Below are 20888 nucleotides of genomic sequence, written 5' to 3' on the forward strand. Positions count from 1 at the left end.
CACGAAATTCCCTGTAGGAGCGGGCTTTCCGACCTCGGAACGTGTCCTACTCGCCCCCACTGCTCCCGAAATGAGAGGCGTCTCACCTACGCACGGTTTGGCCACTGATTAGTCGCGTTTCACACCAACGGCTTGACCTGGACACCGGCCCCCCTCTACCGTCACTGTCTGTAATCACTGCCGGGTGGGGTTGCACCCCGTGACCATCCGCTGGACCGCTCAGGCGGCCCGCCGAGTACGAGCGGACGTCTCCCCCACTCACGCCAGCCACCGTCACGGCCGGGAGCGACAAGAAGATGCCATCCGAATACGCCAAGTCCCTCGGTGCGCGACTGCGTGCCATCCGCACCCAGCAGGGCCTTTCCCTGCACGGGGTGGAGGAGAAGTCCCACGGACGCTGGAAGGCCGTCGTGGTGGGCTCCTACGAGCGCGGCGACCGCGCGGTCACCGTGCAGAAGCTGGCCGAGCTGGCCGACTTCTACGGAGTGCCGATGTCGGAGCTGCTGCCCGGCGGCGCCGCGCCCACGCCCCTGGGTCCGACACCCAAGCTGGTCATCGACCTGGAGCGCATGCAGCAGCTCCCGCAGGAGAAGGCCGGTCCCCTCTCCCGCTACGTCGCCACCATCCAGAGTCAGCGGGGTGACTACAACGGGCGAGTACTGTCCATCCGCCAGGAGGACCTGCGCTCACTCGCGGTCATCTACGACAAGTCGCCCGGCGACCTGACCGAGGAGCTCATCAACTGGGGTGTCCTCGACCCGGAGGCCCGTCGCGCCGTCGACGCCTTCTAGCGAGCCCTCCTCCAGGAGTTCCCTGGAACGGAACAACGAAGCCGGGCGCCCCGCAGGGGACGCCCGGCCTTTGCGTGCCAGAAGTCCGCGCGCCCGAAAAGAGTGCGGCCGGGCAAGGGCTTCCCCTCCCCGGCCCGGCCGCACCGCTCCCCACCGGACGAACCGGCGGGAGGAGTCGAACTCGTGTTCGACTCGCACCAGTTAACACTCCCCGGTCGGGGGACGTCAAGGAAACGCGCGGAGACCGGCGCCCGCGAAGACCAGCGGCGGCGGCCCCGCACGATCTACCCTGGGGGCGTGGCAGCCAGCACAGAGCTCCGTGAACTCGCCCCCCGGGCGTTCAGGCACGCCGTCCCCGCCCTCCTGGAGGTCTACGAGGCGGCCATGCGCCCGCCACCCGAGCAACTGCCCGGGCGGGCCGCCGTGATGGGCAGCCACGCCGGCCACCCCGGATTCCGGTCCGTGGTGGCGGTCGACGACGGACGACCCGTCGGCTTCGCCTACGCCTTCCACGGCCGCGAGGGCCAGTGGTGGCACGACGTCGTCATCGAGGGGCTGCGCGCGCACGGACACGCGCGGCACGTCCGCCGCTACCTGGCCGACCCGTTGGAGATCGCCGAGGTGCACGTACACCCGGACGCGCAGAACCGCGGCGTCGGCCGTTCCCTCCTGCACGCCCTGTGCTCGGGGCGGCCGGAGCGCACCGCGGTGCTGTCCACGCGTTCGGGCCCCTCAGCGGCGCGCCACCTCTACCGCTCGTGCGGGTTCGTCGAGGTGCTGGAGTCCTTCTCGTTCCCCGGCACCCCGGACCAACCCTTCTCGATCATGGCCGCTCGGCTGCCGCTCGTCGGACCCGGTGCCCCGCCACCTCGCGGTAGATCTCCCTGGTGGCCGTGGACTGGTTGAACGTGATGAAGTGGATGCCCGGGGCCCCCTCGGACAGCAGCCGCTCGCACATGCGCTGGGCGTGCTCGATCCCGAAGGCGCGCACCGCCTTCTCGTCGTCGCCGAGGCGCTCGAAGCGCGCGGCCAGATCGCGCGGGAACGGCGCTCCGGAGAGCTTCTCCGACCGCGGGATCGAGGCCATCTTCACCACCGGGAAGACCTCGGGGATGATCGGCACCTCGCAGCCGCGCGCGGCCACGCGGTCGCGCAGGCGCAGGTAGTCCTCGGGGTCGAAGAACATCTGGGTGATGGCGTAGTCGGCGCCCGCCTCGCACTTGCGCACGAAGTGGTCGGTGTCGGTCTCCACGTCGGCCGAGCGCGGGTGCTTGTAGGGGAAGGCGGCCACGCCCACCGAGAAGTCCCCGCTCTCCTTGAGCAACCGGACCAGGTCCTCGGCGTAGGTGAGCCCCTCGGGGTGCCTGACCCACTCGCCGTCGGGGTCGCCGGGCGGGTCCCCGCGCACGGCCAGCATGTTCGACACGCCCGCGTCGGCCAGGCGGCCGATGAGGTGGCGCAGCTCTGCGACGGAGTGGTCCACCAGGGTCATGTGCGCGACCGGCATCAGGGTGGTGTCGGTGGCGATGCGCTCGGTGGTCTCCACCGTGAGGTCGCGGGTGCCGCCGCCGGCACCGTAGGTCACGGAGACGAAGGACGGACCGAGGGCCTCGATCTCGCGGATCGCACGCCACAGCCGCTCCTGCGACCTGGCGTTGCGGGGCGGGAAGAACTCGAAGGAGAACATCGGCTCGCCCGAGTCGAGGAGGTCACGGATATGACGCGGCCTGGAGGCCGGGGTTCGGGGCGCCACGGGGCGGGTCGGTGCAGCGAGCATGCCTCCAACTTTAGGCGAGCCCCCCTGACCCCCGGACACTGCGTCCCACTTTGTGAGACCACAGGCAAGGCCTTCTCTCATTTCCCATGATGCGAGACAGCGAATCGGACATCAGGAAGAATCATTCCACTCACCGGACAGAGCTGGTCTCGGGATCCGCGCACCCCAAGGCCAAGGACCGTTTCCCGAACCCGGGGCACACCTGCGCGGGCAGCCGATAATGTGCAGGGTATGGCCGCTTCCTCATCTTCCTCAGCCCTCTCAGCCGTGTCCGTCATCCGCTCCGACGTGGACCGCGAACTCTCCTCCTTCTGCGCCTCACACCGCGGGCTGCTGCTGGAGATCGGGGAGGAACTGGCTCCGGCGATGGACTCCCTGGAGGCGATGGTCTCCGGAGGCAAGCGCCTGCGCCCCACCTTCGCGTACTGGGGGTGGCGCGGGGCGGGCGGTGCCGCCGGCGACGAGCGCATGGTCCGGGCCGCCGCGTCCCTGGAGTTCCTCCAGGCCTGCGCACTGGTCCACGACGACGTGATCGACAACAGCGACACCCGGCGCGGGGCCCCCGCCACGCACAAGCGCATGGCCAAGCTCCACGCCGACCAGGGCTGGGGCGGGGACAGCGAGGAGTTCGGCCAGGGCGCCGCGATCCTCATCGGCGACCTGTGCCTGGCCTGGTCCGACGAGATGTACCAGGCGAGCGGTTTCCCGCCGCAGACCCTCCAGGGCGGCCGGCCCCCCTTCGACGCGATGCGCACCGAGGTGATGGCCGGCCAGTACCTGGACACCCTGGAACAGGTCCGGGGTACCGCCACCCGCGAGGCCGCGCTGCGGGTGATGCGCTACAAGGCGGCGAAGTACACGGTGGAACGGCCGCTGCACCTGGGTGCCGCCCTGGCCGGGCGCGGCGAGGAACTGGCCGGCGCCTACACCGACTACGGCATCCCGCTGGGGATCGCCTTCCAGCTGCGCGACGACGTGCTCGGCGTGTTCGGCGACCCCTCCACCACCGGCAAGCCCGCCGGTGACGACCTGCGCGAGGGCAAGCGCACCCTGATCGTGGCCGAGACGCTGTCCCGCTCCGGCGCGGCCGACGCCGAACGCTTCCTGAGCCTGCTGGGCACGCCGGACCTCTCGGTGGAGTCGGTGGAGTGGATGTGCGGGCTGATCGAGTCCTCCGGCGCGCTGGCCGCCTGTGAGTCGATGGTCTCCGAGTACGCGGAGCGGGCGGTGGCCGCCCTGGACAGTCCGGAGCTGGACGAGTCCGCCCGCGGCCCGCTCGGCGACCTGGTCGTGGCCGCGACCCGGCGCTCCCACTGATACCTCGGCACTCGGACTGCGAGCACCCGGGCTACCGACACCCGAACCCCCGAAGCCCTTAGGGGTCGCCCCTGAGGACTTCGGGGGTTTTCCCATGCCTTTTCCGGTTGCGCCGTCTATCCGGTTCCGACTTGAATCGGAAGTCACGATAGATCTTGAAATCGGAGCCCTGCCATGTCCAGAACCACCGCCGTGCTCGGGCCGACCGGCTCGGCCGAGCGGGCGCTCGCCCCCGACCTCGCCCGCGGCTTCATGTTGCTGTTCATCGCCCTGGCCAACACGGTCTGGTACCTGTGGGCGGCGCCGAGCACCGGAACCACCATGCACCCGGAGCCCGAGGGCGCCCTCGACAGCGCCGCGCAGTTCTTCACGGTCATGGCCGTGGACATGCGCAGCTACCCGATGTTCGCCTTCCTGTTCGGCTACGGCATGGTGCAGCTGGCCCGGCGCCAACAGGCGGCGGGCGCCGACGTCCGCAGCGTCAACGCCCTGCTGCGCCGCCGCAACCTGTGGCTGCTGGTCTTCGGTTTCTTCCACGCCCTACTGCTGTGGATGGGCGACATCCTCGGCGCCTACGGCCTGGCCGGGCTGGTGCTGGGATGGCTGTTCTTCCGCCGCAAGGACGTGACCCTGCTCGTGTGGGGCGGTGTGCTGACCGGCCTGATGGCGCTGCTGGCCGCGGTCAGCCTCCTGGCCCTGCCGTTCGTCAGCGACGCCGGTGCCGAAGCCCCGACGGGCTTCGACATGAGCCAGGCGGCAGCCAACATCGGCGACCCGTCCTTCCTGTCCGCCGCGCTGCTGCGGGTGATGACCTGGCCGCTGGTCGTCGTCGGCCAGGGGCTGCTGGGCCTGGCCGTCCCCGCGGCGATCCTGCTCGGTTTCTGGGCGGCGCGCCGCGGCTTCCTGGAGGAGCCCGGACGGCACCTGGGGGCGCTGCGCCGAACGGCCGTGGTCGGCATCTCGGTGGGCTGGCTGGGCGGACTGCCCATGGCCCTGGCCCAGACCGGGGTCTGGGACCTGACCGCCGCGCAGGGGCAGATGCTGACCATGCCGCACATGCTGACCGGCGTGTTCTGCGGCGTGGGCTACGTGGCGCTGATCGCCCTGGTGGCGCACCGGCTGCAGGAGCGCGGGCGGACCCGGGGCCCGGTGGTGACCGCCCTGAGCGCCACCGGCAAGCGCTCGCTCAGCGCCTACCTGGCCCAGTCGGTGCTGTGCGCGCCGATCCTGGCCGCCTGGGGACTGGGGCTGGCCGAGCACATGTCCTCGTGGACGATGTTCCTGTACGCGATCGCCGTGTGGCTGGTCACGGTGGCGGCCGCCTACGCCCTGGAACGCTCGGGGCGGCGCGGACCGGCGGAGGTCCTGCTGCGCAAGCTGGCCTACCGGAAGCCGTCCGGAGCGGTCGGAGCGGCAGGAGCGCCCGAGTCAGCGGGGCCGCCCGGAACAAGCGGAGCGGCGGAGCAGGGCGTTGCGGAGGGTGCGCACCAAGAGCGCACCACCCCCTGACCGGCAGCCGCAAAAAGGGGCGCGCCGATGAGCGCTCGACGACCGGTCATACCCCAGGATGGGTTTTCATGGGCGACGAACACATGACAAACCACACCATAGGGGTGACCGGGGCCACTGGTGCGCTGGGCGGGCGTGTGGCCGCGCGGATCGCCAGGCTCGGGCTGGCGCAGCGCCTCATCGTGCGCGACATCAACCGGGCGCCGGAGTACCCGGAGAGCAGCGCGGCGATGGCGGTCTACGAGGACACCGACGCCTTCGAGCGGGCCTGCCGCGGCGTGGACACGCTCTTCCTGGTCTCGGCGACCGAGTCGGAGGACCGGCTCCAGACCCACCTGAGCGCGGTGGACGGGGCGGTCCGTGCCGGAGTGTCCAGGATCGTGTACCTGTCGTTCCTCGGTGCGGGCCCGGCGTCCACGTTCACCTTCGCCCGCACGCACTTCTTCACGGAGGCGCACATCCGGTCGACGGGGGTCGCGCACACGTTCCTGAGACCCAGCCTGTACCTGGACCTGCTGCCGCACTGGGTGGACGATGAGGGCGTGGTGCGCGGACCTGCCGGGGACGGCAGGATCGCGTGGGTCTCGCGGGACGACGTGGCGGACGTGGCCACGGCCGTGCTGACCGACCCCGTGGTGGTGGCCGCCTCCGAGGAGACGACCTACGACGTGACGGGGCCCGAGGCCCTGTCGGTAGGCGCAACCGTGGCGAAGCTGGGCCGACTGACCGGCCGGAGCATCCAGTACGTGCCCGAGACCTGGGAGGAGGCGCTGGAGTCGCGCCGAAGGACCGGGGCGGCCGAGTGGGAGATCGAGGGTTGGGCCTCGTCGTACTCGGCGATCGCGGCCGGGGAGATGGACGTGGTCGCCACCACCGTCCCCGACCTGACCGGGCATCCCGCACAGTCGATAGAGGGCTTCCTGCGCCGCCATCCGAGCGCGCTCTCCCACGTCGCGGTCTGACCGCGCCCCTGCTTCTTCTCGCCACCGCCGTGCCCCGTGCGCGGCGGTTCCGTCTTCTCCGGCCCCGCGCTCCCCGGCCGTGTTCCCTCCCTGGCGCCCCTTGACCTCAACATTAGTTGAGGAAGCACTGTGGGTTCCGGGGGAACGACCCCCGAGAAGGAGTGTGGTGGACATGCGCGCGGTACGAGTGGACGAGTTCGGCGGCCCCGAGGTGCTGGTCGTCCGAGATGCACCCGACCCGGTGCCGGGCCCCGGCCAGGTACTGGTGGAGGTGAGCGGTGTCAACATCATCTACCTGGACACCCTCATCCGCTCCGGGCTGGCCGGGAACCACTTCCCGGTCACCCCGCCGTACGTGCCCGGCGGGGGCGTGTCGGGCAGGGTCGTGGCGGGGGGACCGGGGACGGACCCGGCGTGGCTGGGCGCCGAGGTCGTCGGGGAGACGGGGGAACCGGACACGGCGGACGACCGGGCCAGGCTGCCGGTCGGCGGCTACGCCGAGCGGGCAGTGGTTCACGAGGACGCCCTGGTCAGGGTGCCCGAGGGCATGAACGCCGCCGACGCCCTCGCGTTGATGATCGATGGGGCGACCGCCCTGACCCTGGAACGGGCCGCCCGGTTCACCCCTGACTCCTGGGTCCTGGTGCTGGCCGCCACCGGGGGCGCGGGCAGCCTGGTGGTCCAGTTGGCCCGGCTCGCCGGGGCCCGGGTGATCGGTGCGGCCAGGGGCCCGGAGAAACTGGCCCTGGCCCGCGAGTTGGGAGCCGAGGAGACGGTGGACTACTCCGAACCCGGATGGGTGCGGCGGGTCGCCGGGATCACCGGGAACGGCGCGGACGTGGTGGTCGACGGTGCGGGTGGGACCCTGGGCACCGCCGCCTTCGCCGCCACCGCCGACGGCGGCCGGTTCGTCAGCTACGGGACCGCCAGCGGTGAGTTCGCCCAGGTCGACGAGGCGGAGGCCGAACGCCGCGGGATCACCGCCCTGGGCCTGTTCGACCTGGACCCGCCGGACGGGGCGGGGCACAGGGACCTGGTCCGGCTGATCCTGGAGGAGGCCCGGGCCGGACACGTCCGGCCGCACGTGGGGCTGACCCTGCCGCTGGAGCGCGCCGCCGAGGCGCACGCCGCCCTGGAGGGACGCCGGGTGCTGGGCAAGGTCCTACTCGTTCCCTGACCGGGCGACCCGGAAGGCGACCCCGTGCGGGAGGAGTTCGCCTTCGTCGCGCTGTTCGTGCCCTACCCGTCCTCGGCCTTCGTACCGGTGGAGGGGCTGCCGTCCTCCCTGGGCGGGTTCGCTGAGCGGCAGCCGGTCACCCCGGCCATCGAGACCCTGCGCGAACTCACCTCCGGGGCACCCGTCGGCGGCCAGGCCACCGCGCTGGCGCTCTGGCCGGGCTGGCTCACCCCGGCCGCCCCGGCACTGACCCAGTGGCTGTTGCACCGGGCCGGACGGCGCTGACCCGAATCCCGCCCTGGCCAAGCTGGCTATAGATATGTATAGTCAGCAGGCACGAGCCACCCGGGAAAGGGCAGTCATGATCGAAGCCGTCATCGTCGACGCGGTCCGCACCCCCGTCGGGCGGGGCAAACCGGACGGGGCCCTGCACGGCGTCAACTCCGTGGACCTGCTCGCGCACAGCCTGCGCGCGCTCGTGAACCGCACCGGGATCGATCCCGCCGTGATCGACGACGTCATCGGCGGGGTCGTCACCCAGGTCGGCGAGCAGGCCTTCAACATCACCCGAAGGGCCCTGCTCGCCGCCGGGTACCCCGAATCCGTACCGGGCGTCAGCGTGGACCGCCAGTGCGGCAGCAGCCAGCAGTCACTGCACTTCGCCGCGCAGGGCGTGATGTCGGGCGCCTACGACGTGGTCGTGGCCGCCGGGGTGGAGTCCATGGGCCGGGTACCGATGGGGGCCAACCTGGCCGGCTCCGACGACCCCTTCGGCGAGGGCTTCGGCGCCCGCTACCCCGAGGGGTGGGTCGGCCAGGGGATCTCCGCCGAACTCATCGCCGCCAAGTGGGACCTGCCCCGCACCCGGCTGGACGAGTTCGCCCTGACCAGCCACGCCAGGGCCGCCGAGGCCACCGAACGGGGCGCCTTCGACACCCAGCTCGCCCCGCTGGCCGGGCTCACCCGGGACGAGGGGATCCGCGAGGGCGGGGATCTGGGCACCCTGGCCCGGCTGCGCCCCGCCTACTACGACGAGGCCGCCGAGCGCCGCTTCCCGCAGATCGACTGGAAGGTGACCGCGGCCAACGCCAGCCCGCTCAGCGACGGGAGCGCGGCCGTGCTGGTGATGAGCCGCAGCCGCGCCGAGGAGCTGGGGCTGACCCCGCTGGCCCGTTTCCACTCCTTCGCGGTGGCCGCCGACGACCCGCTGTACATGCTCACCGCGATCATCCCGGCCACCGAGAAGCTGCTCGCCCGCGCGGGGCTGGCCCTGGCCGACATCGACCTGTTCGAGGTCAACGAGGCCTTCTCCCCCGTGGTGCTGGCCTGGGCCGACGAGTTGGGCGCCGACCTGGACCGGGTCAACGTCAACGGCGGCGCCATCGCGATCGGCCACCCGCTCGGCGCCAGCGGCGCCCGGCTGGCCACCACCCTCACCCACGGCCTGCACGAGCACGGCGGCCGCTTCGGGCTCCAGGTGATGTGCGAGGCGGGCGGACTGGCCAACGCCATGGTCGTCGAACGCCTCTGACCGGTTCCGCCGCCCGGGCACGATGCCCGGGCCGCCCAGAACGTGCCGTCGCCCCGAGGGGCGGCCTCCCGCGGGGGCCACGGCACACACTGCCGCGGCCCCGGAACCCCTTCTCGGGTTCCGGGGCCGTGGCAGTGCCGGTCAGGTGTTGTCGACGCGGGCGGTCAGCCGGGCCTTGAGCGCGTTGGCCGCCGCCCGGGGGTCCTCGGCCTCGGTGATCGCGCGCACCACGACCACCCGGGTGGCCCCGGCGCTCAGCACCCGGTCGATGTTGGTGAGGTCGATACCGCCGATCGCGAACCACGGCCGGTCGGTGGCCAGCGCGGCGGCGCGCTCCACCAGTTCGAGCCCGGCCGCCGGACGCCCCGGCTTGGTCGGGGTCGCCCAGGTCGGGCCCACGCAGAAGTAGTCGCTCCCGGGCTCCTCCGCGGAACGCGCGGCCGCCTCGGGGTCGTTGTTGGACCGGCCGATGACCGGATCGGCGCCGACGATGTCGCGGGCCATGGGCACGGGCAGGTCGCGCTGGCCCAGGTGCAGGACGTCGGCGCGCACCGCGCGGGCGATGTCGGCTCGGTCGTTGACCGCGAGCATGGCCCCGTGGCGCTCGCACGCCTCCCGCATGGTCTCGAGCGCGGCCAGCTCCTGGCGGGCCTCCAGGCCCTTGTCCCGGAGCTGGATGATGTCCACTCCCCCGGCCAGGGCGGCGTCCGCGAACTCCGCGAGATCACCGCGCCCGGTCCGAGCGTCGGTGCACAGGTACAGAAGGGATGCGTCCAGGCGCTTGCGCAGGCTGGTTCCGTGGCTGGTCCTCACACCATCCACCCTAGGCCCTGGAACACCAGCGGCCTAGGGCAGGCTCCACGGCACGTCGCTGGAACGCCATGCTCCGTACTGCTAGAAAGCCATGCCCTGGGCCCGGCGGCGCACCTCGGTGCCCCGGTTCTCGCGCATGGCCTGGATCGGCGTACCCGGCAGGGTGTCGTCCGGGGTGAACAGCCAGCGCAGGGCCTCCTCGGTGGAGAAACCGGCGTCGGTGAGCAGCACGATGGTGCCCGGCAGGCCCTTGACCAGGTCGTCGCCGTCCAGGAAGGCGGCGGGGATGGAGAGCTCACCGGCGCGGACCACGCCCATCAGGCGGTTCTCACGGATGTAGGTCTTGATCCGGTTGGGGCTCACGCCCAGCGGCCTGGCCGCCTCACGCAGGGTCAGCCATTCGCCGACGAGTTCGTCGAGTTCACGATCGCTTTGTGTCACCCCACCAATCTGCCACACCCCGCCGCTTCCCGGAGACCATCGGGCGGCGTGGGGGCGCCCGTCTCGGAGATCCCCACCACTCCCCGCTGGACGTCCTCCCCTAGGATGGAGGTTGAACAGACACGTCCCGCGGGAGCCGGGTGGACCCGGCTGAGAGGGAGGCTCACCGCTTCCGACCGCACGAACCTGATCCGGGTCATGCCGGCGAAGGGAGTGGAACACGGCGCCGTGCGCACCTTCGAAGTTCCTCCTCACGAACAGATTCGTCCTACCAATACCGTCGTGGTGATCGGCGGCGGGGTCATCGGACGGGTCACCGCCTGGCGGGCCGCACAGCGCGGCCTGGCCGTCACCCTGGTCGAACCCGACCCGGTCACCGAGCCCTCCGACGCCCGCGCCTCCTCGACCGTCGCGGCCGGCATGCTCACCCCCGCCACCGAAGCGGTGTTCGGGGAGGAGGAGCTGATGGAGTTCGGCGTGCGCTCCGCGCGCCTGTACGACGACTTCGTCACCGAACTCCAGGAAGCCGGCGGCTTCGACGTCGGATACCGGCGCACCGGGACGCTGCTGGTCGCCTTCGACCGCGACGACCTGGCGGTCCTGACCGACCTGCACGCCCTCCAACAGCGCCTGGGCATCGCCACCGAACGACTCACCAGCCGCGAGTGCCGACGCCTGGAGCCCACACTCGCCCCGGGTGTGCGCGGCGGGGTGCTGGCCCCCGAGGACCACTCCGTGGACCCGCGCAGGCTGCTGCTGGCGCTGGCCCGGGCCGGTGAGCGGGCGGGGGTGCGCGAGATCGCCGGACACGCCGAGGAGGTCACCTCCCCCGGCCCCGACGGCGCCCGGCTGGGCGTGCGCCTGGCGGACCCGCCACCGCCCTCGACGGACGCCTTCGGCGCACTGCCTTTCACCCTCCCCGCCGATCAGGTCGTCCTGGCCGCGGGCTGCTGGGGCGATCGCGTCAAGGTGCCCGAGCCGGTGGTGCCACCGCTGCGCCCGGTCAAGGGGCAGCTGCTGCGCGCCCGGGTCCCCGCCGGGGAGCCCCCGCTGGTCAACCGCACCGTGCGCGGCCTGGTCCGCGGCTTCCCGGTGTACCTGGTGCCCCGGGCCGACGGCGAGGTGATCGTGGGCGCGACCCAGGAAGAGCTGGGTCACGACACCTCCCTGACCGTGGGCGGGCTCTGGCAAGTCCTGCGGGACGCGCGCGAACTCGTCCCGGGGGTGAGCGAGCTGGAGATCACCGAGACCTGTGTGGGGCTGCGGCCGGGCTCGCCCGACAACGAACCCCTGCTGGGGCCCACTCGGGTCCCCGGCCTGCACCTGGCCGCCGGGCACTTCCGGCACGGGGTGCTGCTCGCCCCGGTGACCGGCGAGGTCATGGCCGAGGCCCTGGTCACCGGCGCGCTGCCCTCGCACGCGCGCCGGTTCGCCGCCGACAGATGGACGTGGGAGTAGAAGACGTGGGAGAAGCAGTGGAACTGATCATCAACGGCCAGGCCCAGGAGACCGCGGCGGCCACGGTGGAGGCGGTCGTGCGCGACCTGACCTCGGCCGGGGACGGCGAGATCCGCGGCGGGATCGCGGTGGCCGTCAACGACGAGGTGGTGCCCCGCGCCGTGTGGGCGGACACCGCGCTGGCCGCGGGCGACCGCGTGGACGTACTCACCGCAGTGCAGGGAGGCTGACAGCCATGTCCGAAACGACCATCACACGCACCGCTGGCGACGCACCGGCTTCCGGCAGCGCGGTGCCCCTCGAGGACCCACTGGTCATCGCGGGGGTCTCCTTCGGCTCGCGGCTGATCACCGGCACCGGCGGGGCGCCCTCCCTGGAGGTCCTGGAGGAGGCCCTGCTGGCCTCGGAGACCGAGCTCACCACCGTGGCGATGCGCAGGATCACCCCGGGCACGCAGGGTTCGGTGTGGGACGTCCTGGAGCGCAACGAGATCCGGCCGCTGCCCAACACCGCCGGCTGTTTCACCGCCACCGACGCCGTGCGCACCGCCCGGCTGGGGCGTGAGGCCCTGGGCACCGACTGGGTGAAGCTGGAGGTGGTCGCCGACGAGCACACCCTCCTGCCCGACCCCGTGGAGCTGCTGGACGCCGCCGAGGCGCTCGTCGACGACGGTTTCACCGTCCTGCCCTACACCAACGACGACCCCGTGCTGGCGCGACGCCTGGAGCAGCTGGGCTGCGCCGCCGTCATGCCGCTGGCCGCACCGATCGGCTCGGGGCTGGGGATCCGCAACCCGCACAACCTGGAGCTCATCGTCGAGCAGGCCGACGTCCCGGTGATCGTGGACGCGGGCATCGGGACCGCGAGTGACGCCGCCCTGGCGATGGAGCTGGGCTGCGACGCGGTGTTGTTGGCCACGGCCGTGACCCGCGCCCAGGAGCCGGTGCGCATGGCCGCCGCGATGCGCGACGCCGTCCGGGCCGGGCGCGGAGCCCGGCTGGCCGGTCGCATCCCGGTCCGCAGACACGCCCAGGCCTCCAGCCCCGACGTCGTCTGAGCGAACACACGGCCCATCCCGCGGTAGGAGGTCGGAGAGGTCAGAGCCCGGGAGGGCGCGCGGGCAAAGAGAAGTCCAGCGCGGCGTCACGGCCGGGTTTGGCTCCGTCCCCTACCGTGGGAGGGGTGTATGTGCCGCCCGCGGCACCGCACCGACAGACCGCCCAGGCGCGAACGCCCCACGCCGATGACCTCGTCGGTTTCCATGACGGTGGACACGGGGGCGCCGCGACCGTGAACCGCGGGGCAGGACCTGACACCGTATTCCGCTATCGTGGCGGTTCGACACCAGGTGTCGGGTACGCGCCACCGGCCGCGACCGCCCGCGCTCCCCGCAGCAAGGACACTACTCCGTCGTGGACATGACGACTTCCGACCCGCTAGTAGGCGCGACGCTGGACCGTCGCTACTTCGTCGAGTCAAGGATCGCCGGTGGCGGCATGGCGACGGTGTACGTCGCCCACGACCTCAGACTGGACCGACGTCTGGCCCTGAAGGTCATGCACCCCTCCCTGGCCCAGGACCCCACCTTCGTCCAGCGGTTCATCAACGAGGCCCACTCGGTCGCCAAGCTCTCCCATCCCAACGTCGTGCAGGTCTTCGACCAGGGTGAGGACCAGGGACACGTCTTCCTGGCGATGGAGTACGTGCCCGGCCAGACCCTGCGCGACCTGCTCAAGGACCGCGGACGACTGGCTCCGAAGCAGGCCCTGAACTTCATGGCCTCGGTGCTGGCCGCGCTGGGCGCCGCCCACCAGGCCGGCATGGTGCACCGCGACGTCAAGCCCGAGAACGTCCTGATCAGCAAGGACGGCCGGGTCAAGGTAGCCGACTTCGGTCTGGCCCGCGCGGTGGAGCAGTCCAACCAGGGACTGACCCGCACCGGCACGCTCATGGGCACCGCCGCCTATCTGGCGCCCGAGCAGATCGAGAAGGGCGTGGCCGACGCGCGCAGCGACGTCTACGCCGCGGGCATCATGCTCTACGAGCTGCTCACCGGCGGGCAGCCGCACACCGGTGAGACGCCGATCGCGATCGCCTACCAGCACGTGAACGAGGACGTTCCGCGGCCCTCGCACTTCCTGCCCAACCTGCCCGCCGAGGTGGACGCGCTGGTCACCAAGGCCACCGAGCGCGACCCGAAGTACCGGCCGAGCAACGCGGGCCAGTACCTGGCCAAGGTCCTGGACGTCCTTCGGACCCTGCCGGACACCGTCACGGGCGCGGCCGCGGGCGCCCCGCTGGCCCCCGTGGCACCGCAGGCGAACTCCGCGGCCACCATGACCGCGCCCCAGCTGATCGCGGGCGGCGCAGGTCCGGGTACCGAGAACGCCACCATGGTCGTGGACATGAACGGCGCCGACCTGCCGCCGGTCGAGTACGACGACGAGTACGACGACTACCCCGAGGGGGGCGGGTCGTGGTTCTCGCGCAACCGCATGCTGGTGGTCGGCGCGGCCGTCATGGCCCTGGTCGTGGGTGTGGCGGGCTGGTGGTTCCTCATCGGCCAGTTCGAGTCCGTCCCGGACGTGGTGGGGCTGGGCCCCGAGGCCGCCAGTGAGCAGATCCGCGGCGCCGGGCTGGTCTTCGAGCTGTCCGACGAGACCGTCTACAGCGACGAGGCCGAAGCCGGTCAGGTCGGCAGGACCGACCCCGAGGCCGGCGAACGCCTGTCTCCCAGCGACGAGGTGACGGTGTTCCTGTCCAAGGGGCCGCAGGAGGTGTCCATGCCCAACCTGGTGGGCGACGACTTCGCCAACGCGGTCAAGGCCCTGGAGGACCTCGGTTTCGACGAGGGCAACATCGTCCAGGAGAAGCAGGACTCCCCGGACAACGCTCCGGGCGAGGTGCTCGCCACCAGCCCCGAGGCGGGTGCGGAGGCCGACCGCGAGGGCACGGTGACGCTCACCGTCAGCAGCGGCATCCCGGTGCCCAGCCTGGCCGGGGAGACCCGGGAGGACGCCGAGGAGACCCTCAGCGACCTGGGCCTGACGGTCGAGGTGGTCGAGGAGGAGAGCGAGAGCATCGACGAGGGCACGGTGATCAGCCAGAGCCCGGACACCGGCACCAACGTCGGTCCCGGCGCCACCGTCACCCTGACCGTGTCCAGCGGTCCGCCCGAGGTCGAGATCCCCGACGTGGTCGGTGATTCCATCCGCGACGCCCGCGACGCCCTGGAGGACGCCGGGTTCGAGGTCGAGGTCGAACGGATCTTCGGCGGCCGCAGGATCGGCCACCAGTCGCACACCGGCACCGCCCCGGAGGGCACCAAGATCAAGATCACCGCCACCCCCGGCGGCATCGGCCTTGGCGACCTCGACGACGACGATGACGACGACAGACGCGGGAACGGCAACGGGAACGGTAACGGGAACGGCCGCGGCAACAACTGATCCGGCGGCCGGCCGCACGAAGCGGACCTGAGCAACCGCGACCCCTCTTCCCCTGTGCGGAAGGGGGGTCGCGCGCTATCGTCAGCGGCATGAGCGGCGACGAGATCCGGGTACTGGTGGTGGACGACCACCCGATGTGGCGCGAAGCGGTGGCGCGTGACCTGACCGAGGCCGGCCTCACGGTGGTGGGGACGGCGGGCGACGGCGCCAAGGCGCTGCGGATCGCCCCCGCGGTGCGGCCCACCCTGGCCGTGGTGGACCTGCACCTGCCCGACACCAACGGCGTGGAACTGACCGCGGCCATGGTGGCGCTGGCCGACCCCCCTCGGGTCCTGGTGCTGTCGGCCAGCGGAGAGAGCGACGACGTGCTGGCCGCGGTCAAGGCCGGGGCCACCGGCTACCTCGTGAAGTCCGCCGGGCGCGAGGAGCTACTGGACGCCGTCCGGCGGGTCCACACCGGCGAAGCGGTCTACACGCCCGGGCTGGCCGGTCTGGTGCTCGGCGAGTACCGGCGGCTGTCGGCCGAGGAGAAGCCTTCCGATGACGCGCCGGTGCTGACCCCGCGCGAGACCGAGGTGCTGCGGCTGGTCGCCAAGGGACTGGCGTACAAACAGATCGCGCGCCGCCTCACCATCTCCCACCGCACGGTCCAGAACCACGTCCAGAACACCCTCACCAAGCTGCACCTGCACAACCGGGTGGAGTTGGTCCGCTACGCCATCGACCGGGGCTTGGACGAATGACCTCGGCGAGCTCTCCCCTTCGGCACCGCCGGACGCGGCCGCGGTGCGGTGGCCTTGGCTCCACTTCCGCGAAGGTTACGGAAAGCCGGGTGTCAGAAAGTCCGGAGTTTCGGAAAGCTTCTTTGCGCAGGGGTTGGCCCGGGGAGCCCGGGCCCACTATGGTCTAGACCATATGGCGCCTTGCGCCGTGAACACCCACAACGTCGAGGAGAAGTCGTATGCGAGTCGGGGTGCTGACCGGCGGTGGAGACTGCCCTGGTCTGAACGCGGTCATCCGCGCCGTGGTCCGGAAGGGCATCAAGGACTACGGGTACGAGTTCATCGGCTTCCGGGACGGCTGGCGCGGCCCCCTGGAGGGCGACACCATGCCCCTGGACATCAGCGCCGTGCGCGGCATCCTCCCGCGCGGCGGCACGATCCTGGGCTCCTCCCGCACCAACCTGATGAAGATCGAGGGCGGTGTCGAGCGGGTCAAGGACAACATGGCCGGGCTGGGCGTCGACGCCCTGATCGCCATCGGCGGCGAGGACACCCTGGGTGTGGCCCGCCAGCTGCACGACCGCGGCGTCAACGTCGTGGGCGTGCCCAAGACCATCGACAACGACCTCAACGCCACGGACTACACGTTCGGGTTCGACACCGCGGTCAACATCGCCATGGAGGCGATCGACCGCCTGCACACCACGGCGGAGTCGCACCACCGCGCCCTCGTCGTGGAGGTCATGGGCCGCCACGCCGGGTGGATCGCCCTGCACTCGGGCATGGCCGCGGGCGCCAACGTCATCCTCATCCCCGAGCGCCCGTTCGACATGGACGAGGTCGTCAAGCACGTCGAGAGCCGCTTCGAGACCCAGTACGCCCCCATCCTCGTGGTCGCCGAGGGCGCCCACCCCAAGGAGGGGCAGCTGGAACTGGCCACCGGTGAGAAGGACGCCTTCGGCCACGTGCGCCTGGGCGGTATCGGCCAGACCCTGGCCGAGGAGATCGAGAAGCGCACCGGCAAGGAGTCCCGCTCGGTCGTGCTGGGCCACGTCCAGCGCGGCGGCACCCCCACCGCCTTCGACCGGGTGCTCGCCACCCGCCTGGGCGTGAACGCCATCGAGGCGGTGCACGACAAGTCCTTCGGCAAGATGGTCGGCCTGCAGGGCACCGACATCGTGCGGGTGGACCTGGCCGAGGCCACCGACACCCTCAAGACCGTTCCCGCGGAGCGCTACGAGGAGGCCGAGGTCTTCTTCGGCTAGTCACTCCCGCCCCCGCCGCGGCCCCTTCCCGCCCGGGAGGGGCCGCGGCCGTGTCCGGGGTCTCACCCCGGTGCGGCCGGGACCGGGAATGGACCGAGCGGTCCGGGGATTGTTCGATACTGGAAGGCGTCGTCCTTTCGCGAAACCCAGGCATCACCCTCCGGAGGTAGCACCATGTCCGCGTCGCTGGAGTCCGCGCCGCTCCCCGTAACCGAGGTCGGAGCCGACGCCGGGCTCGGCGAGCTCTGCGTGCTCATGAAGCTCGGCGAGATCGTTCTCAAGGGCTCCAACCGCAAGCTGTTCGAGCGCCGCCTGCACAACAACATCCGCGCCTCCGTGCGCGACCTGGGCGACATCCGCCTCTCCCAGCGCGGCGCCGGTGTGATCATCGTGCGCAAGCCCGGCGCCTCCGACCTCGAGGTCGCCGAGATCGCCGACCGCATGGCCAACGTCATGGGCGTGGTCTGGGTGCACCTGGTGCGCCGGGTGGCCAAGGACCTGGACGCCATCGTGGACATCGGCGTGCGCTCGATGGCCGGCCGCGAGGGCACCTTCGCGGTGCGCGCCCGCCGCCGCGACAAGCGCTTCGAGATGGACTCCGGCAAGCTGGCCGGGTTCCTCGGGTCCAAGATCATCGAGGCGCACGGCTACAAGGTGAACCTCAAGCGCCCCGACAACACCCTGTACGTCGAGATCGACAAGGACGAGGCGTTCGTCTTCACCGACGGCATCCCCGGCCAGGGCGGTCTGCCCGCCGGGATGAGCGGTCGCGGCCTGGTGCTGATGTCCGGTGGCATCGACTCCCCCGTCGCCGCCCACCGGATGATCCGGCGCGGCCTGAAGGTCGACTTCCTGCACTTCTCCGGGATGCCCTTCACCGGCCCCGAGTCCATCTACAAGGCCTACAGCCTGGTCCGCCAGCTGGACCGCTACCAGGTGGGTTCACGACTGTTCGTGGTGCCCTTCGGCAAGGCCCAGCAGCAGCTGAAGAGCTCCGGTATCGAGCGGCTCCAGATCGTCGCCCAGCGCCGTCTGATGCTCAAGACCGCCGAGGCCCTGGCCGACGACCTCAAGGCCGAGTGCCTGATCACCGGTGACGCCCTGGGCCAGGTGTCCAGTCAGACGATGACCAACATCACCGCCCTGGACGACGCCGTGGACCTGCCGATCCTGCGGCCGCTCATCGGCATGGACAAGACCGAGATCATGGACCAGGCCCGCAAGATCGGGACGCTGGCCATCTCGGAGCTGCCCGACGAGGACTGCTGCACGATGCTGACCCCGCGTCAGGTGGAGACCGCGGCCAAGATCCCGGACCTGCGCCAGATCGAGAAGCGCCTGGACGCCGAGGAGCTGGCCGAGCAGCTGGTCACCACGGCCCAGCTGCACAAGCCCAGCTTCCTGGGCGAGGCCGCGCCCGGCCGGGTCACTCCCAGCGCCGCCAAGGCCGCCGCCCCGGCTCGGTAACGCAGGTCGGTCACAGGGGCCGCACCTGCGCACGGTGCCCCGGACGCTCACAAGCGTCCGGGGCACCCTTGTCTCAGCCGTCAGACCGGCACGTCACAGGGCGGCGAGCTCGCGCTCGGGCGCCGGGGTGAGGGTGCGGCCGCTCAGGGTGGCCAGGGTGGCGGACAGGTCGCGCAGCTCGGCCAAGTCCTCCTCCAGCAGCGCCTGGGGCCCGTCGCACAGGGCGGTCTCCGGGCTCGGGTGCACGTCCACGATCACGCCGTCGGCGCCGATCGCGATGGCCGCGCGGGAGAGCGGCAGCACCAGGTCCCGCTTGCCGCCGGAGTGCGACGGGTCCACGATCACCGGCAGGTGGGTCAGGTTCTGCGCCACCGGGACGGCGCTGATGTCCAGGGTGTTGCGGGTGGCCTTCTCGAAGGTGCGGATGCCGCGCTCGCACAGGACGATGTCGAGGTTGCCGCGCTGTGCGATGTACTCGGCGGCCATCAACCACTCCTCGATGGTCGCGCTCATGCCGCGCTTGAGCAGGACGGGCTTGCCCGCGTCGCCGACCGCCTGGAGCAGGGCGAAGTTCTGCATGTTGCGGGTGCCCACCTGGAGCATGTCCGCGTAGGAGGCGACCAGCTCGACGTCGGCGGCGTCCACGACCTCGGTGACGATGGGCAGGCCGGTCTTCTCGCGCACGTCGGCGAGGATCTTCAGGCCTTCCTCGCCCAGCCCCTGGAAGGCGTACGGGGAGGTGCGGGGCTTGTACGCGCCACCGCGCAGGAGGGCGGCGCCGGCGGCCCTGGCCATCCGGGCGGCCTCGAGGGTCTGCTCGGGGGTCTCGACCGCGCACGGACCGGCGATGACGGTCATGTTGTCGCCGCCGATCGGGACGCCGCGCACGCTGACCACGGTACGGCTGTCGTGGTTCTCCCGGCTGACCAGCTTGTACGGGGCCGAGATGCGCAGGACGTCGCTGACACCGGGCTTGGCGGCCAGGCCGAGGTCCTGGAAGCGCTCGACGTCGCCGACCAGGCCGATGATCGTGCGGCTCACACCGCGCGTCACGTAGGCCTCGCCTCCGGCGGAGGTGACCAGCTCGACGAGCGCGTCGATGTTGTCGGCGGTGGCGCCCGGCGCCATAACGATGACCATGTGGTTTCCCTGTTTCGTGGGTTGGGTGGCTGAGCCGCGCGGATGTCGCGCCGGTGCCGGGGGTGGTCCGACCCGGGGCGAAAACAAAGGAGCCCCGGACCGTTACCGGCCCGGGGCTCCTGGGAAGTCGTCTGTGTCAGCGCAGCGCTTTACAGGCGACCGGGGAGTGGGGCCGGTAGCCATAAAAGCGCCAAAAGTTTCGCTGCATGGCTGTGACTATAGCGCACAGTCAGCGACTCCTCGCACAGGCGGGGGGAGTGACCTAGCTCTCTTCGGCGCCTGACAGGATGTCAGGACGCCGGCGTCCCCCGCCCAAGGAGCGGGGAACGCACCAGGGGCCGGGGGGCCGGACGTGAAGGGCCGAAGTCGTAGAAAGCGAGCGGGGGTCGGGTTGTCTGAAGGCGAGGAGGCCGCGGGCACGGGCGGGAGACAGCGGCTACGGCTGCCTCCCGGGCAGGCGGTCCGGTACGAGCACAGGCCGCTGCACTACGGCCGGGTCCCCACCTTCAGGCCCGAGCGGTGGGACTTCCGGGTGTTCGGCGCCACCGAGTCCCTGGGCACCTACCGGTGGACCTGGGAGGAGTTCGGCGGTCTGCCCCGCGCGGACGTGGTGCGCGACTTCCACTGCGTGATGCGCTTCAGCGTCCCCGACGTCCCCTGGGGAGGGGTCCGCGCGGCCGACCTCGTAGGGCTGGCACCCCCCTCCCCCGACGTCACCCATGTGATGGCCTGGGGCGAGTACGGCTACAGCGCCAACATGCGCCTGGACGACTTCCTCGACGACGGGGTCCTGCTCGCCACCCACCGCGACGGCCTCCCGCTCGCCCCCGAGCACGGCTTCCCGCTGCGCCTCGTGGTACCGCACCTGTACGGGTGGAAAAGCGTGAAGTGGCTGCGGTCGGTGGAGTACATGGTCGGCGATCGGCGCGGGTTCTGGGAGGAGCGCGGCTACCACAACCGGGCCGACCCCTGGGGTGAGGAGCGCTTCTCCCACCAGGAGGAACCCGGTGCCGGGCCGCCGCTCCAGTGAACGGAGCGCCGCCCCGGCCGGGGAGCGCCACCCCGGTGA

Annotated in this window: 20 protein-coding genes and 1 riboswitch; of the genes, 16 read left to right on the forward strand and 4 right to left on the reverse strand. The window is 71.6% G+C overall.

Features of this window, described 5'->3' with window-relative positions; genetic code table 11:
- Nucleotides 1-296: 296 nt before the first annotated feature.
- The gene (gene bldD / locus HNR07_RS13850) at nt 297-791 is read left to right on the forward strand and encodes a transcriptional regulator BldD (protein ID WP_013154123.1); all 495 of its coding nucleotides are present in this window, start codon (nt 297-299) and stop codon (nt 789-791) included.
- Nucleotides 792-1088: 297 nt separating this feature from the next.
- Nucleotides 1089-1697 (forward strand): GNAT family N-acetyltransferase, encoded by a 609-nt coding sequence (locus HNR07_RS13855; protein ID WP_184365344.1) that lies wholly within the window; start codon nt 1089-1091, stop codon nt 1695-1697.
- On the opposite strand, the gene metF is transcribed toward HNR07_RS13855, so the two are convergent.
- Nucleotides 1615-2544: a methylenetetrahydrofolate reductase [NAD(P)H] gene (metF, locus tag HNR07_RS13860; RefSeq protein WP_184372003.1), complete on the reverse strand. Its 930-nt coding sequence runs from the start codon at nt 2542-2544 to the stop codon at nt 1615-1617. The two genes, HNR07_RS13855 and metF, sit on opposite strands and share 83 nt — an antisense overlap.
- Nucleotides 2545-2799: 255 nt before the next feature.
- Between metF and HNR07_RS13865 the strand changes: the two genes are divergently transcribed.
- The 6 genes from HNR07_RS13865 to HNR07_RS13890 all read left to right on the forward strand — a co-directional run bounded on the left by HNR07_RS13865 (nt 2800) and on the right by HNR07_RS13890 (nt 9064).
- A complete protein-coding gene (locus tag HNR07_RS13865; protein ID WP_184365345.1) occupies nt 2800-3885 on the forward strand; it encodes a polyprenyl synthetase family protein in 1086 nt (361 codons plus the stop codon).
- Nucleotides 3886-4059: 174 nt separating this feature from the next.
- Entirely contained in the window at nt 4060-5394 is a 1335-nt protein-coding gene (locus tag HNR07_RS13870) for a DUF418 domain-containing protein (RefSeq protein WP_184365346.1), read from the forward strand.
- Between the two features lie 68 nt (nt 5395-5462).
- Nucleotides 5463-6356, forward strand: coding sequence for an SDR family oxidoreductase (locus HNR07_RS13875; RefSeq protein WP_184365347.1), 894 nt, complete (start codon nt 5463-5465; stop codon nt 6354-6356).
- A gap of 172 nt (nt 6357-6528) precedes the next feature.
- Nucleotides 6529-7533 carry a zinc-binding dehydrogenase gene (locus HNR07_RS13880; RefSeq protein WP_184365348.1) on the forward strand — a complete coding sequence of 335 codons (1005 nt, stop codon included), beginning with the start codon at nt 6529-6531 and terminating at the stop codon, nt 7531-7533.
- Nucleotides 7534-7557: 24 nt separating this feature from the next.
- Nucleotides 7558-7818 carry a hypothetical protein gene (locus HNR07_RS13885; protein WP_184365349.1) on the forward strand — a complete coding sequence of 87 codons (261 nt, stop codon included), beginning with the start codon at nt 7558-7560 and terminating at the stop codon, nt 7816-7818.
- Nucleotides 7819-7894: 76 nt separating this feature from the next.
- Nucleotides 7895-9064, forward strand: coding sequence for an acetyl-CoA C-acyltransferase (locus HNR07_RS13890; RefSeq protein ID WP_184365350.1), 1170 nt, complete (start codon nt 7895-7897; stop codon nt 9062-9064).
- Nucleotides 9065-9205: 141 nt separating this feature from the next.
- Here HNR07_RS13890 and thiE read toward each other — a convergent pair whose 3' ends face one another.
- On the reverse strand, nt 9206-9877 hold the full coding sequence (gene thiE, locus HNR07_RS13895) for a thiamine phosphate synthase (protein ID WP_184365351.1): 672 nt from the start codon (nt 9875-9877) through the stop codon (nt 9206-9208).
- Nucleotides 9878-9958: 81 nt separating this feature from the next.
- The gene (locus HNR07_RS13900; RefSeq protein WP_184365352.1) at nt 9959-10318 is read right to left on the reverse strand and encodes an Rv2175c family DNA-binding protein; all 360 of its coding nucleotides are present in this window, start codon (nt 10316-10318) and stop codon (nt 9959-9961) included.
- Between the two features lie 119 nt (nt 10319-10437).
- Nucleotides 10438-10548: riboswitch (TPP riboswitch) on the forward strand.
- Here HNR07_RS13900 and HNR07_RS13905 point away from each other — a divergent pair.
- The 7 genes from HNR07_RS13905 to thiI all read left to right on the forward strand — a co-directional run bounded on the left by HNR07_RS13905 (nt 10517) and on the right by thiI (nt 18679).
- Nucleotides 10517-11776, forward strand: coding sequence for an FAD-dependent oxidoreductase (locus HNR07_RS13905; RefSeq protein ID WP_184365353.1), 1260 nt, complete (start codon nt 10517-10519; stop codon nt 11774-11776). Its footprint overlaps the riboswitch before it by 32 nt.
- A 17-nt stretch (nt 11777-11793) precedes the next feature.
- A complete protein-coding gene (thiS, locus tag HNR07_RS13910; protein ID WP_184372006.1) occupies nt 11794-12006 on the forward strand; it encodes a sulfur carrier protein ThiS in 213 nt (70 codons plus the stop codon).
- A gap of 5 nt (nt 12007-12011) precedes the next feature.
- On the forward strand, nt 12012-12833 hold the full coding sequence (locus tag HNR07_RS13915; protein ID WP_246420303.1) for a thiazole synthase: 822 nt from the start codon (nt 12012-12014) through the stop codon (nt 12831-12833).
- A gap of 355 nt (nt 12834-13188) precedes the next feature.
- Complete coding sequence (gene pknB, locus HNR07_RS13920; RefSeq protein WP_184365354.1) at nt 13189-15225, forward strand: Stk1 family PASTA domain-containing Ser/Thr kinase; 2037 nt, start codon at nt 13189-13191, stop codon at nt 15223-15225.
- A gap of 89 nt (nt 15226-15314) precedes the next feature.
- Nucleotides 15315-15968, forward strand: a complete 654-nt coding sequence (locus HNR07_RS13925; RefSeq protein ID WP_184365355.1) for a response regulator — start codon at nt 15315-15317, stop codon at nt 15966-15968.
- Between the two features lie 218 nt (nt 15969-16186).
- Nucleotides 16187-17212, forward strand: a complete 1026-nt coding sequence (locus HNR07_RS13930) for a 6-phosphofructokinase (protein WP_184365356.1) — start codon at nt 16187-16189, stop codon at nt 17210-17212.
- A gap of 174 nt (nt 17213-17386) precedes the next feature.
- Nucleotides 17387-18679 (forward strand): tRNA uracil 4-sulfurtransferase ThiI, encoded by a 1293-nt coding sequence (gene thiI / locus HNR07_RS13935; protein ID WP_184365357.1) that lies wholly within the window; start codon nt 17387-17389, stop codon nt 18677-18679.
- Between the two features lie 93 nt (nt 18680-18772).
- Here thiI and aroF read toward each other — a convergent pair whose 3' ends face one another.
- Nucleotides 18773-19819: a 3-deoxy-7-phosphoheptulonate synthase gene (gene aroF, locus HNR07_RS13940; protein ID WP_184365358.1), complete on the reverse strand. Its 1047-nt coding sequence runs from the start codon at nt 19817-19819 to the stop codon at nt 18773-18775.
- Between the two features lie 391 nt (nt 19820-20210).
- Between aroF and HNR07_RS13945 the strand changes: the two genes are divergently transcribed.
- Nucleotides 20211-20849, forward strand: a complete 639-nt coding sequence (locus HNR07_RS13945; protein WP_184365359.1) for a molybdopterin-dependent oxidoreductase — start codon at nt 20211-20213, stop codon at nt 20847-20849.
- Nucleotides 20850-20888: the final 39 nt, after the last annotated feature.

It is taken from the genome of Nocardiopsis metallicus (assembly GCF_014201115.1).
Taxonomy (GTDB): domain Bacteria; phylum Actinomycetota; class Actinomycetes; order Streptosporangiales; family Streptosporangiaceae; genus Nocardiopsis; species Nocardiopsis metallicus.